Genomic DNA, 13,397 nt, shown 5'->3' with positions numbered 1-13,397 from the left:
AGAATCGAACTGAACACCATGTGCGGCTAACCCGCCAGCCGTGGGCGATGAAGCGCGTACGCGGCGGCGCCGATCACCACGACAGCGGCACCGGCCAGCACCGACGAGACCGGCAACGAGAACGCCAACACGACGCAGCCCACCAGGCCGGCCACCGGAATCGCCTTGCCGCGCAGGGTCATCGCCGAGGCGTTGGCGATGGCGTAGTACACCAGCACCGCGAACGACGAGAAGCCGATGGCGCCGCGCACGTCGACCACCGCGGCGAGCACGGCCACCACGACGCCGACCGCGAGCTCGGCGCGGTGCGGACTGTTGAACCGGGGATGCACCGCCGCGAGTCGATGGGGGAGGTACCGATCGCGCGCCATCGCCAGCGTGGTGCGAGACACGCCGAGGATGAGCGCCAGCAGTGAACCGAGCGCGGCCACGGCGGCGCCGACCCGGACGACCGGTTCGAACCCGGGGTACCCGGCCGCGGACACCGCCTCGGCCAGTGGTGCGGTTGCCGCAGCCAGCGTCGTGCTACCCAGTTCGGCCAGCACGGTGACCGCGACCGCCGAGTACACCAACAGGGCCAGGCCCAGCGAGAGGCGGATGGCGCGGGGAATGGTGCGGGCGGGGTCGCGCACCTCCTCGCCGAGGGTGGCGATGCGTGCGTAACCGGCGAACGCGAAGAACAACAGTCCGGCAGCCTGCAGCACGCCACCGGGGCTGACGTCGGCGCCGAACGCCAGGTGGGAGGGGTCCAGGTCGCCGCCGCCGAGAACGACGACCACGACCGCGGCCAGGACGGCAAGCACCACGGCCACGATGACGCGGGTGAGAAGCGCTGACTTCTGCACGCCGACGACGTTGACCGCCGTCAGCGCCACCACGGCCCCGACCGCGACGGCGTGCGCGTACTCGGGCCAGGCATAGACCCCGACGGTCAGCGCCATCGCCGCGCACGATGCGGTCTTGCCCACCACGAAGCTCCAGCCTGCGGTATAGCCCCAGAACGGCCCGAGCCGTTCCCGTCCGTACACGTACGTGCCGCCGGACTGCGGGTAGAGCGCCGCCAGCCGTGCCGACGACGTGGCATTGCAGTAGGCGACGATCGCCGCGACGGCCAGCCCGGCGAGCAGGCCGGTCCCTGCCGCTGCGGCCGCCGGGCCCAGTGCGACGAAGATGCCCGCACCCACCATCGAGCCCAGCCCGATGGTGACGGCGTCCACCGTGCCGAGCCTGCGTTCCAGCGCTGGCATGGTCTCTCCGGTCAGGTCGGATACGGCGACGTCAGTCGGGTCACCTCGGGTTTGACGAAGACGTCGCCGAGGGTGACGGTGCGCAGGTTGCGTGCGTGGATGAGGTCGATCATCTGGTGGTAGACGTTCGTGACGGGCGGGTGGTTGAGGTGGCCGATCACGATGGACTGTGGGAGGCAGTACTTCTCGGCATTGGCGATGATATCGCTAGGGGTGAGGATCGCGTCGTCCCCGAGAGTGCCGTTCCACAGCGTGGCCACGGTGTACCCGAGATCGGCGGCAACGGACGTGACGGCGTCGTTGTAGGCGCCGTACGGCGGCCGGTAGTACGGCGTCGCATCGACGCCGAAGGTGTCCTTGAGGAATTGGTCGGTGTGCCGCAGTTCGTCGGCCACCGCCGCGCCCGTCATCTTGGTCAGGTCGTGGTGCAGCCAGGTGTGATTGCCCAGCTGGATCTGGCCGGACTCAACCAATGGCAGGAGCAGGTCCCGGTTCTCGGTCCACGACTGAAAGACCCCGGTCACGAACATGGTGAGGCGAATTCCGCTGTCCTTGGCGAGCTGGGCGTACGCACGCACCACCTCGGTGTCGACACCGTCGTCGAGCGTGATGGCCAGTAGATCGCCGTCACCCGGCAGGGAGCTGAGCACCCCGCCGCCGGGAAGGAGCACCCGCGCGGCGGGCGGTGGTGGCGGCGCGAGGGCAGGCCAGGCCGGCGCGGCGGGCGGTGGCGGCGGTGCAACAGCGGGCTGTGCTGCCTGGCTCGCGCCTCCGATGCCGCATCGTGCCGCTCCGATCACCGTCGCCGAGGCGACGAGGCCGAGCAGGACGCGTCGACGAGACAACGATCTAGCCTCATGAGTAACTCTGGCCACACCTGACACGTGATGCAGATTAGCTGGCGAACGTCCCGAAATCGGGGACGTGCGCGCACGCTGGTGGTCCGTCTGCGTATTGACGTGTCGGCTGCCGCCCGCGCTTCGCCTGCACTCACGGTCGTGAATTGCCCGATTCCACAGCCCCCAGCGCAGTCGTAGTCCAGCCCGCATCGATCACCACACCGCGGCGACCCACTGCCGGATCAATTCGCAGACAGGCCACTGTGCGCGCGCTACCGGTTGCGAACGGCGTTGCCGGCCAGATAGGCGCCGTAGCCGATCAGGCCGAGGGCGGTTTCGATGCCGCCGTTGGTGTAGACGTGCCTGCGGGTGTCACGCGGGAAGACTTATCAGGCAATCTGATAGTCGCTCAGGGGAAATTCGGAAGCTTCCCTGATGGCGGTCTCGGTCGACGTCGGCCGCAGCAGGGTGGGCTCGCCCGCGGGGTTGAAGTAGTAGGACCGCGCGCTCGCGCAATTGCCGATCGTGAACAGCGAGTCGCCGAGCAGTTCGGTCATCCGGTCCAGGTAGCGGGTGTTGGCGTCCTCGGTCACCTCGAACGTCGTGGCGCCGCGCCGCTTCACTTCGGTGAGGAGTCGGTCCATCAGCCGCATCTGGTATTCCATGGTGTTGAAGAAGTTCAGACCGAGGAACGCGTACGGGCTGGCAAGGCTCAGGTAGTTCGGGAAGTACGGCATCGAGACACCCTGGTAGGCCTGGAAACGCGTGTCGCGCCACCACTTTCCGAGATTGCGCCCGTCCCGCCCGACGACCTCGATCGCGGGGAAGTTGGCTTCCCACAGGTCGAAGCCGGTGGCCAGGACCAAGGTGTCGATGACGTTCTTGGTGCCGTCGGAGGCGACGATCCCGTCCGCCTCGATGCGTTCGATGCCGCTGTCCTGCAGGTGCACGTGCGGTTTGGTGAACGCACGGTAGTAGCCGTTGGAGAAGGTGGGCCGCTTGCAGCCGAAGTCATAGTCCGGCGTCAGCCTGCGACGCAGCTCCTTGTCCCGGATCGACGCGAACCGGTGCATCTTGGACAGGTCCGACGCGGCGACGTTGAGCCGGTGGAAGTGCCGGTGGTGGATCACCGCGGTGTTGATCATGACTTCGTAGATCGAGTCGGTCAGCCAGCGGATGGCGCGCTGGGTCAAAGGAACCCGGGCGAACAGCCGCTTGGCGCGTTCGCCGAAGTGCAGGTCGATCTTGGGCACCACCCAGATCGGGGTGCGCTGGTAGACGGTGAGGTCGGCGACCTTCTTGGCGAGCTGCGGGATGAGCTGCACGGCGGTGGCACCGGTGCCGATGACGGCCACCCGGCGGCCCTCGAGCGGGTAGTCGTCCTCCCAGTCGGTGGTGTGGATGACCTTGCCCGCGAAGCTCTCGATGCCCGGGATCTCGGGCACCTTCGGCTGGGACAGGAAGCCCGTTGCCGTGATCAGGTAGCGCGCGGTGAGCGTCTCACCACCGGCCAGGGCGACCCGCCAGACGTCGGCCTCTTCGTCCCAACGGGCGCCCTCGACGACGGTGCTGAACCGCATGTGCCTGCGCACGTCGTACTTGTCGGCGACGTCGTCGGCGTACTGCTTGATCTCCGGGCCTGGCGTGAACAGCCGCGACCAGTTCGGGTTCGGCTCGAAGAAGTAGGAGTAGGTGGTGGTGGGCACGTCGACGGCGAGCCCCGGATAGTGGTTGACGTACCAGGTACCGCCGAGGTCGTCTTCGCGTTCCAGGATGACGAAGTCGTCGAAGCCCAGCCGCTTGAGCTGAATGGCCGCGCCGATCCCTGCAAACCCGGCCCCCACGATGACCGCGTCGAATCGCTCCGAAGTCATGAGTAGACGGTACCAGGGGTATCGGGTAGGTGCCGCTTAGCCCTTCAGCGAGCCTGCCCGCTTGGGCTCCAGGGTCGCGATGCACGTGACCGCGCGGTCGCCCTGATCCCAGGTCTCCTGCGTCGGGTACAGCACGAATACTCCCACCGAGTCGTCCGCCATTGCCTCCGGCGAGAACGACTGGAGCTCCTCGGGGCACTTGTTCTGCCACTCGTCGATGGCAGACGCGCCCGGATAGTCGCCGTCGGGCATCGTCAGCACCGTGTACACCTCGCCGCCGTGCGGCTGGTTGCAGTCGACGGTGGGAACCGTCAGCACCCGGGTGCTGGTCGGCACCTCGGTGATGCAGTCGCCGGCCTTCAGATCGGTGGCGATGACGTTGTCCTTGGCCATGATCGCAATCGCCACGACCGCCGCGGCGACTCCCGCGAACAGGAAGACACCGACGACGACCAGCGTGATGATCAAGCCCTTGCGTGACTTCTTCGGGGGCGCCGCGTAGGGCTGCGCGTACGGGTCGCCGTAGGGCGCCTGCTGGTACGGCATCGGCGGGGGTGGTGGCGGCCCCGGCTGCTGATAGGGCTGCTGGTAAGGCTGTTGATGGGGCTGCTGGTAGGGCTGCCCCTGGGGCTGGTTCGGATCTCCGGGCGGCCAGGTCACCACCGGAAGATAGCAGGACTGAGCGCCGCGTCGACGGCCAGCGAAGGAACGTCCAACTTCTTCGAGCCCAGATCGTGGCGGGCGCCCGTGACCTCCACGATCGCGGTGGGGGCGGGGATCAGCGCGGCGGCAGGCCGCAACTCGTCGAGAGTGCCGAACGGGTCGGCGGTGCCGTGCGTGAACACCGTCGGCGCCGAGATGCGCGGCAGGTGCTCGGTTCGGGCGCGCTCGGGCTTGCCGGGCGGGTGCAGCGGGTAGGAGAACAGCGTCAGCACGTCGACGGTGACGCCGTCGTCGGCGACCGCCATCGAGGTCTGCCGTCCGCCGTAGGAGTGGCCGCCGGCGAGCACCGGGCCGTCGGTCAAGCTGCGGACGAGTTCCACCGCCTCGGCGATGCCCGCGCGATCGCCTGCCGCCGAACCCGACGGCGGCCCCTTCGGCCTGCGCCGCCGGTACGGCAGGTCGTAGCGCACCGCGAGGAACCCGCGGCGGGCCCACTCGTCGCACAGCCGGATCAGCAGCGGGGATTCCCGGTTGCCGCCCGCGCCGTGGGTAAGCACGACGGCGCCGACCGGATGGCCGTCGGGTTCGTGCGCGATCCCCGCGATGGCGTCAAGATCCATCCGACTCGGCCAACCGGAAGAGCGCGGAGACGGGGCCGTGACCATGGCCCAACGGGTAAGCGGCGCGCAGACATTCGGTGACCCACTGCTTGGCGAACTGCACCGCATCTGGCACCGAATACCCGTGCGCCAGCGCGCACGCCGTCGCGGCGGCCAACGTGTCACCCGCGCCGTGATCGTCACCGGTGTCGATGCGCTCGGCGTCGAACTCGTAGAAGTCGGTGCCGTCGAATAAGAGGTCGGCGCTGTGCGACGACGACCGCAGGTGGCCGCCCTTGACCAGCGCCCACCGCGGCCCCAGCGCGTGCAGGGCCATGGCCGCGTCGCGCTGGCTGGCGGCATCGATGACCTCCATTCCCGTGATCAGCCGCACCTCGTCCAGGTTCGGCGTCACCAGGGTGGCGATCGGAAACAGTTCGGTCCGAAGGGCATTCAGCGCCGACGGGTGCAACAGCGGGTCACCGTGCATCGAGGCGCACACCGGGTCGACCACCAGCGGCGCGTCGGTATTCAGGCCGCGCCAGGTCTCGGCGACGGCGGTGATGATCTCCGACGAGGCGAGCATCCCGGTCTTGGCGGCCTGGATGCCGATGTCTTCGACCACCGCCTCGATCTGACCGGTGATGACGTCCAGCGGGATCTCGTGAAAGCCCTTGACCCCGACAGAGTTCTGCACGGTCACCGCGGCGACCGCGACGCAGCCGTGCACGCCGAGCATCGCGAACGTGCGCAGGTCGGCCTGGATGCCTGCGCCGCCTCCGGAGTCGGTGCCCGCGATCGTCATCACGCGGGTCGGGGTCTGGCCAGGTGGGGTCAGCGGAAGGTACTTCACGAACTCAAGGGTAGATATACGCGGTTGCCGTGATCGGCGAACTCCCGGGATTTCTCGGCCATGCCCTGTGCGATCTCATCGGAGTAGGTGTCTCGGATGTCCTGGCTGATGCGCATCGAGCAGAACTTCGGGCCGCACATCGAGCAGAAGTGCGCCGTCTTGGCCGGCGTCGCGGGCAACGTCTCGTCGTGGAACTCACGGGCGGTGTCGGGGTCCAACGACAGCGCGAACTGGTCGAGCCAGCGAAACTCGAAGCGCGCCTTCGACAATGCGTCGTCACGCCGCTGGGCGTGCGGGTGGCCCTTGGCCAGGTCCGCGGAGTGGGCGGCGATCTTGTAGGCGATCACCCCGACCTTGACGTCGTTGCGGTCCGGCAGGCCGAGGTGCTCCTTGGGCGTGACGTAGCACAGCATCGCGGTGCCGGCCTGCGCGATGATGGCCGCGCCGATCGCCGAGGTGACGTGGTCGTAGGCCGGCGCGATGTCGGTGGCCAGCGGCCCGAGGGTGTAGAACGGCGCCTCCTCGCAGAGCTCCTCCTCGAGGCGAACGTTCTCGACGATCTTGTGCATGGGCACGTGGCCAGGACCCTCGATCATCACCTGCACGCCATGGGATTTCGCGATCTTGGTCAGCTCGCCCAGCGTGCGCAGCTCGGCGAACTGCGCCTCGTCGTTGGCGTCGGCGATCGACCCTGGCCGCAGGCCGTCGCCCAGTGAGAACGTCACGTCGTAGCGGGCCAGGATCTCGCATAGCTCGGCGAAGTGGGTGTAGAGGAACGACTCGGTGTGGTGGGCCAGGCACCACGCCGCCATGATCGAGCCGCCGCGGCTGACGATGCCGGTGACCCGGTTGACCGTCAGCGGGATGTAGCGCAGCAGCACCCCTGCGTGCACCGTCATGTAGTCCACGCCCTGCTCACACTGCTCGATCACGGTGTCGCGGTAGACCTCCCAGGTCAGCGCGGTTGGGTCACCGTTGACCTTCTCCAATGCCTGATACATCGGCACCGTGCCGACCGGGACGGGCGAGTTGCGCAGGATCCACTCCCGGGTCAGGTGGATGTCGCGGCCGGTGGACAAATCCATGATGGTGTCGGCACCCCATCGGGTGGCCCACACCATCTTGTCCACCTCCTCGGCGACCGACGAGGTGACGGCCGAGTTGCCGATGTTGGCGTTGACCTTCACCGCGAAGGCCTTGCCGATCACCATGGGCTCGCACTCGGGATGGTTGTGGTTGGCCGGGATCACCGCCCGGCCGCGGGCCACCTCGTCGCGCACCAGCTCGCCGGGCACCCCCTCGCGTTCGGCGATGAATGCCATCTCGGCGGTGACTTCGCCGGTGCGGGCACGCTGTAGCTGGGTGCCGCGGTCGCGCCGGACGCCGGGACGCGGTGGTAGGCCTGCGGTGAGATCGATCACGGCCGCCTGGTCGGTGTACGGGCCCGAGGTGTCGTACAGATCGAGGTGCTCGCCGTTGGTCTGGTGGACCCTGCGGAACGGCACGCGCCCCCCACCTGCCTCGGGTGCGAGCTCGCGGTAGACCTTCACACTGCCCGTGATCGGGCCCGTTGTAACGGAAGGGCTGATCGCGGGGGCTTCGGAACGGTCGCTGAACATAGCCATCTAGACATCTCCCTACGCCGGCATTACCCGGTCAGGTTCATACGGTCGACGGCCGCAGCCGTCCTCTCAGCGCACTCGGTGTGCGCTCCCGCGCGGACGCCTCACAACGTACCGCACTGGGTTCTGAGGAGCAGCTGCAGGAATCCGAATTGCCTCGCGATGTTTTGTATAGCTAACATATGTGTTTTGGGCGCAGGCGCGCGATTCAATTATTTCGATACGTAGAACGAAGCTGATGACGACTGAGATTGAGAAGACCGCACCCGGGGATGCGGCCGCCGACGAGACCGCAAGCCGCCGCAAACGGATGGACCGCGACCACCCTCATTACAAGTGGGTGGTGCTGTCCAACACGACGCTGGGCACGCTTCTGGCGACCATCAACGCGTCGATCGTGCTCATCTCGCTGCCCGCCATCTTCCGTGGCATCGGCCTGAATCCCCTGGCGCCCGGCAATGTGAGCTATCTGCTGTGGATGCTGATGGGCTACCTCGTCGTGACCGCCGTGCTGGTCGTCCCGTTCGGCCGCCTCGGCGACATGTTCGGCCGGGTGAAGATCTACAACCTCGGTTTCGTGGTGTTCACCCTCGCCGCCGTCGCGCTGTCATTCGACCCGTTCCACCTCGGCGGCGGTGCCCTGTGGCTGATCGGCTGGCGCGTGATCCAGGGTGTCGGCGGCGCGATGCTGATGGCCTCGTCGTCGGCGATCTTGACCGACGCGTTCCCCGCCAACCAGCGCGGCATGGCGCTTGGCGTCAACATGGTGTCCGCCGTCGCTGGGTCGTTCCTTGGCCTGCTGATCGGTGGGGTTCTTTCGGAGATCCACTGGCAGGCGATCTTCTGGGTTGGAGTGCCCATCGGCATCCTCGGCACCATCTGGAGCATCCGGTCGCTGAAGGAACTCGGCGTCCGCACGCCCGGCCGGCTCGACTGGCCGGGCACCCTGACCTTCGGTCTCGGACTGACGGTGCTGCTCGCCGGCATCACCTACGGCATTCAGCCGTACGGTGACTCCACCACCGGGTGGACAAGCCCGTATGTCCTCGGCGCAATCCTCTTCGGCCTGCTGTCGCTGGTGGCGTTCTGCTTCATCGAACTGCACGTCGACTCGCCGATGGTCGACATCAGGCTGTTCCGATCCGCCTCGTTCGGCATGGGCAACCTGGCTGGGCTGATGTCCTCGATGGGTCGCGGCGGCCTGCAGTTCATGCTGATCATCTGGTTGCAGGGCATCTGGCTTCCGTTGCACGGGTACAGCTTCGAGTCCACGCCCCTGTGGGCGGGCATCTACCTGCTGCCGATCACGTTCGGCTTCCTGGTGGCCGGACCCCTCGCGGGTTCATTGTCCGACCGCTTCGGCGCGCGGCCGTTCACGGTCGGCGGCATGTTGCTGATGGCGGCGACCTTCGTTGCGCTGGTGATGATCCCGGTGAACTTCAACTACTGGGTATTCGCCATCCTGGTCTTCCTCAACGGCCTCGGCGGCGGCATCTTCACCGCACCCAACACCGCGGCGATCATGTCCAGCGTGCCCGCCGCCCAGCGCGGCGCGGCTTCGGGTGTGCGGGCGACGTTCTTCAACGCCGGCTCATCGCTGTCGATCGGGGTCTTCTTCTCGCTGATGATCATCGGGCTGGCCAACACCCTGCCGTCGGCGATGAGCAGTGGCCTGCAGGCGCAGGGCGTGTCGGAGTCGGTTGCGCACGACGTCGCCAACCTGCCTCCGGTCGGCAGCCTGTTCGCTGCGTTCCTCGGCTACAACCCGATCGCCGAATTGCTGGCCCCGTCCGGTGCATTGCAGGATCCCGGGGTGAACGCCGACGTGCTGACCGGAAAGACGTTCTTCCCGCAGCTGATCACCGAGCCGTTCCATTCCGGCCTGACCGTGGTGTTCATCGCAGCAGCGGTGATGATGCTGCTCGGCGCGGTGGCGTCCCTGTTCAACCCGGGCAAATACGGCACCGAGGTGGGCGCGGACAACGCAGCCTGATCGAGGTTGCGGTGGACCGGATGGGCATTGGCTGAGAGCATGCAGTGATGGCAGCGCGGGTGGTGAGCCGCCCCGCGGAGCAGCTGGCGGTCGGCGAGTTCCTTGCGACTGCCGCTCTCGAGCCCGCCGCGCTGGTGCTCGAGGGCGAGGCGGGCATCGGCAAGACCACCGTCTGGCTGGACGGCTTGGAGCGGGCGCGCGAGCTGGGCTTTCGCGTGCTGTCGACCAGAGTCGCGGAGGCGGAGTCCGTATTCGCCTACGCCGGCCTGGCTGCGCTGCTGGACGACGTGGAGTCGGACGCCTTCGATGCGTTGCCGACCCCGCAACGGCTCGCCATGGACCGTGTGCTGCTGCGGATCACCGACGACGGACCGATGACCGACCAGCGCGCCGTCGGCGCCAGCGTGGTGTCCGTCCTCGAACACCTCGCGCGCCGGTCCCCGGTTCTGGTGGCGATCGATGACGTGCAGTGGCTTGACCAACCCAGCATGCAGATCGTGTCCTCGGTGGCGCGACGCCTGCGCGGCCCGATCGGGGTGTTGGCCGCGGTGCGCACCGGTCCGGACAGTGTGAAGCTGGGGTCGTGGCTCGAGCTGCCACGACCGGATCGGCTGTCCCGGGTGTCGTTGCGCCCGCTGAGCCTCGGCGCCTTGCACATCGTGGTGTCGGAGCGCGTTGGGCGATCCTTCTCGCGGCCGAAGATGCTCCGGATCCACCAGGTGTCGGGCGGGAATCCGTTCTATGCCGTGGAGCTCGCCAGGGCCATCGACGACGGCTCGTGGGACGACCGAGGGTCGCTACCGGGCAGCCTCGCCGAACTCGTCCGCGCCCGGATCGGCGGCCTGGCCGTCGCAGCCCAGGCAGCGCTCCTGGCCGCAGCGTGTCTGGCCGATCCCACGGTGGAAGTCGTCGCGCGGGCGGTCGGGAGCGACACCGACGAGATCATCACGGCGCTCGAGGAAGCCGAGGAGAAGGGCATCGTCGGAATCGACGGGCACCGACTGCATTTCACCCATCCACTGCTGGGCAGGGGCGTGTACAGCGAGAGCACTCCGGCCGACCGCCGCCGAATGCACCGGCGACTCGCCGAGATCCTCGACGAACCCGAGCTCCGGGCCCGACATCTCGCCTTGGCCGCGGCCAGTGGGGACCCGCTGACGTTGAGATCGCTGGATTCGGCCGCCCACATGGCTCGCCTACGGGGCTCGCCTGCTGCCGCCGCCGAACTCCTCGAACTCGCCATCGGCCTCGGCGGTGACACGCCCGAGCGCCACATCCTTTCTGCGGCAAACTATTTCGAGGCCGGCGACCCGGAACAGGCCCGTAGTCATCTGCAAGGCGCCATCGATCGGCTCGACCCAGGCGCGCTGCGCGGGGAGGCGGTGAAGCTACTCGCGACCGTGCGGCTTTACGACGACAGCTTCCTGGAGGCCGCCGGGCTCCTCGAGCGCGCGATCAACGAGTGCGGCGATGATGAGGCCTCCTGCGTACAGATGGTCGTGATGCTGGGCTACGCCCTCCTCAACGGTGGCCGCACCGAGGATGCGGTGCGGCACTGTGACGATGCGGTGGCCAGCGCGACCCGGCTCGGGCGGGGAGACCTGGTCAGCCAGGCGCTGGGGATGCGGACCATGATGCGCTTCATCATCGGCGACGGGTTCGACGAGGAGAGCATGGCGCGCGCACGTCGGTTCGACGATCAGGCGGAGGGTCTTCCCCTCGCCACGCGCCCCCGGGTTCAGCACGCCCTGCTGTGCGCGTGGACGGAACAATTCGACGAGGCAAGTCGGGAGTTGGCCGCGATCCAACAGCGCTGCGCCGAACGTGGCGAGGAAAGCGAACTCGTCTTCCTAAGCTTCCACACCGCACTCGTAAACGTCTGGCTGGGCGACTTCCCCGGCGTCGCGTTGGTGTCGGAGGACCTGATGGACCGGGCAGTGCAGCTCGATGGGGACCTGCCCATGTTCATCGCGTTCACGGTCCGGGCGCTGTGCAACGCATACGCCGGACGTGTCGACGAGGTCCGTCGAGACACCGAGGACGCGCTCGCTGCCGCCCAGCGCTGCAGCTCACATCGACTCTCGGAGTGGACGGTCGCCAGTCTCGCCTTCCTCGAGACCTCATTGGGCAATTACGGGCAGGCGCTGACCACCATGGAGCCGCTGCTGGCCAACCTCGCGGCGGCACCGCACTCGACCGAGATCATCTCCGCATCCTTCGCCCCGGATGCCGTCGAGGCGATGGTCGCCGTCGGCCGACTCGACGCTGCCGAAGAGATCACCGCAATCCTCGAAGCCAACGGCGCACGGCTGGAACGAGTCTGGATGAAGGCAGTCGGCGCCCGCTGTCGAGGCATGCTGCTCGCTGCTCGCGGTGACGTCGAGGGCGCCGCCGCGGCGGTGACTCGGGCGATGGACGAGCACAGTCGGCTTGGGATGCCGTTCGAGCAGGCGCGCACCCAATTGCTGCTCGGGCAGATCCAGCGACGGCAACGGCGCCGGGATGCGTCGACGGCCACGCTGGGCTCGGCGCTGGCCGCGTTCGAGAAGATGGGCACGCCGTTGTGGGCCGATCGCGCTCGCGCCGAGCTTTCCCGGTCCGATACGGGCAGGCGCAGCAACGTCGGGCTGACCGCATCAGAACAACGCATCGCCGAACTCGCTGCGTCGGGGGTCACCAACCGGGACATGGCGGCGACCCTGTTCGTCAGTCCAAAAACGGTGGAGGCGAACCTGACTCGGATCTACCGCAAGCTCAACATTCACTCCCGCGCTGAACTCGGGCGAATCATGGGCCGGGGCGACTCATAGGGAAACACCCGATTCGGCGGAGCGGCGACACCCACGTCCACTCCGCGCTGAGGGCTTGCGCCACTCGCACCTTCGCGCCCTGGCCGCAGAGCGGATGGCTCAGTCCAGGTCGACCAGCACCGGTGCGTGGTCGCTCGGCGCCGGGGTGCCCTTCTTGCCGGGCTTGCGCTCGTCGCGCGCGATCTCGGCGTGGGTGACCCGGTCGGCCAGCGCGGGCGAGCCGAGGATGAAGTCGATGCGCATGCCCTGGCGCTTGGGGAACCGCAGCTGGGTGTAGTCCCAGTAGGTGAACGTGCCGGGACCCGGCGTGAACGGGCGGACCACGTCGGTGAACTGCTCCTCGATCGCCTGGAACGCCGCGCGCTCCGGTTCGGTGACGTGCGTGCTGCCGCGGAAGAACTCGACGTCCCATACGTCCTCGTCGGTGGGGGCGATGTTCCAGTCGCCGACGAGCGCGATGGGCATGGCCGGGTCCTCGGCCAGCCAACCGGCGGCAGTCCCTCGCAGTGCGGCAAGCCATTCCAGCTTGTAGGCGTAGTGCGGCGAGTCGACGGTGCGGCCGTTGGGAACGTAGAGGCTCCACACCCGCACCCCGTCGCACGTCGCGCCGAGTGCCCTGGCCTCGGACGCGTCGTCCCAGACGGGTTGGCCGTCGAAGCCGACTGCGACGTCGTCGATGCCGACGCGGGAGGCGATCGCCACGCCGTTCCACTGGCTGACCCCGCTGTGCACGACGTCATAGCCCAGCGCCGCGAACGGCATAGTCGGGAACTGGTCGTCGGAGCACTTGGTCTCCTGCATCGCCAGCACGTCGACGTCGGCGCGCTGCAACCAGTCGGTGACCCGGTCGACGCGGGCACGGATCGAATTCACGTTCCAGGTGGCCAGCCGCACGCG

General features: G+C 67.9%; 10 protein-coding genes and 1 riboswitch. Of the genes, 2 read left to right on the top strand and 8 right to left on the bottom strand.

The features are described 5' to 3' along the window. Positions 1-26: 26 nt before the first annotated feature. From QOC69_RS04825 to thiC, 7 genes are all read right to left on the bottom strand, one after another. Positions 27-1,247 carry an amino acid permease gene (locus QOC69_RS04825; RefSeq protein ID WP_526436913.1) on the bottom strand — a complete coding sequence of 407 codons (1,221 nt, stop codon included), beginning with the start codon at positions 1,245-1,247 and terminating at the stop codon, positions 27-29. 11 nt (positions 1,248-1,258) lie between these two features. Next, positions 1,259-2,092: a polysaccharide deacetylase family protein gene (locus QOC69_RS04820; RefSeq protein WP_526436911.1), complete on the bottom strand. Its 834-nt coding sequence runs from the start codon at positions 2,090-2,092 to the stop codon at positions 1,259-1,261. Positions 2,093-2,475: 383 nt separating this feature from the next. After that, the gene (locus tag QOC69_RS04815; RefSeq protein ID WP_526436908.1) at positions 2,476-3,960 is read right to left on the bottom strand and encodes a flavin-containing monooxygenase; all 1,485 of its coding nucleotides are present in this window, start codon (positions 3,958-3,960) and stop codon (positions 2,476-2,478) included. Positions 3,961-3,996: 36 nt separating this feature from the next. Then, on the bottom strand, positions 3,997-4,620 hold the full coding sequence (locus QOC69_RS04810; protein ID WP_526436906.1) for a septum formation family protein: 624 nt from the start codon (positions 4,618-4,620) through the stop codon (positions 3,997-3,999). After that, positions 4,617-5,243: an alpha/beta hydrolase family protein gene (locus QOC69_RS04805; protein WP_526436904.1), complete on the bottom strand. Its 627-nt coding sequence runs from the start codon at positions 5,241-5,243 to the stop codon at positions 4,617-4,619. Before QOC69_RS04805 ends, QOC69_RS04810 begins: the two co-directional genes overlap by 4 nt. Beyond that, positions 5,233-6,075: a bifunctional hydroxymethylpyrimidine kinase/phosphomethylpyrimidine kinase gene (thiD, locus tag QOC69_RS04800; protein WP_526436902.1), complete on the bottom strand. Its 843-nt coding sequence runs from the start codon at positions 6,073-6,075 to the stop codon at positions 5,233-5,235. Before thiD ends, QOC69_RS04805 begins: the two co-directional genes overlap by 11 nt. After that, entirely contained in the window at positions 6,072-7,694 is a 1,623-nt protein-coding gene (thiC, locus tag QOC69_RS04795; protein WP_526436968.1) for a phosphomethylpyrimidine synthase ThiC, read from the bottom strand. Before thiC ends, thiD begins: the two co-directional genes overlap by 4 nt. Beyond that, positions 7,693-7,802: riboswitch (TPP riboswitch) on the bottom strand. It overlaps the preceding gene by 2 nt. A gap of 133 nt (positions 7,803-7,935) precedes the next feature. Here thiC and QOC69_RS04790 point away from each other — a divergent pair. Beyond that, positions 7,936-9,690, top strand: a complete 1,755-nt coding sequence (locus QOC69_RS04790; RefSeq protein WP_526436900.1) for an MFS transporter — start codon at positions 7,936-7,938, stop codon at positions 9,688-9,690. 47 nt (positions 9,691-9,737) lie between these two features. Continuing rightward, a complete protein-coding gene (locus tag QOC69_RS04785) occupies positions 9,738-12,500 on the top strand; it encodes a LuxR C-terminal-related transcriptional regulator (protein WP_526436898.1) in 2,763 nt (920 codons plus the stop codon). Positions 12,501-12,599: 99 nt separating this feature from the next. Here QOC69_RS04785 and QOC69_RS04780 read toward each other — a convergent pair whose 3' ends face one another. Then, positions 12,600-13,394, bottom strand: coding sequence for an exodeoxyribonuclease III (locus QOC69_RS04780; protein ID WP_526436896.1), 795 nt, complete (start codon positions 13,392-13,394; stop codon positions 12,600-12,602). Between the last annotated feature and the right edge of the window lie 3 nt (positions 13,395-13,397).

It is taken from the genome of Mycobacterium sp., assembly GCF_032162105.1.
Lineage (GTDB): Bacteria > Actinomycetota > Actinomycetes > Mycobacteriales > Mycobacteriaceae > Mycobacterium.
This window is presented reverse-complemented; position numbering and strand designations above follow the sequence as displayed.

Excerpts from the sequence above, each read along its gene's own strand:
- QOC69_RS04825 (WP_526436913.1), bottom strand. The coding sequence starts at position 1,247 with ATGCCAGCGCTGGAACGCAGGCTCGGCACGGTGGACGCCGTCACCATC.
- QOC69_RS04815 (WP_526436908.1), bottom strand. The coding sequence starts at position 3,960 with ATGACTTCGGAGCGATTCGACGCGGTCATCGTGGGGGCCGGGTTTGCA.
- QOC69_RS04805 (WP_526436904.1), bottom strand. The coding sequence starts at position 5,243 with ATGGATCTTGACGCCATCGCGGGGATCGCGCACGAACCCGACGGCCAT.
- thiC (WP_526436968.1), bottom strand. The coding sequence starts at position 7,694 with ATGTTCAGCGACCGTTCCGAAGCCCCCGCGATCAGCCCTTCCGTTACA.
- QOC69_RS04790 (WP_526436900.1), top strand. The coding sequence starts at position 7,936 with ATGACGACTGAGATTGAGAAGACCGCACCCGGGGATGCGGCCGCCGAC.
- QOC69_RS04785 (WP_526436898.1), top strand. The coding sequence starts at position 9,738 with ATGGCAGCGCGGGTGGTGAGCCGCCCCGCGGAGCAGCTGGCGGTCGGC.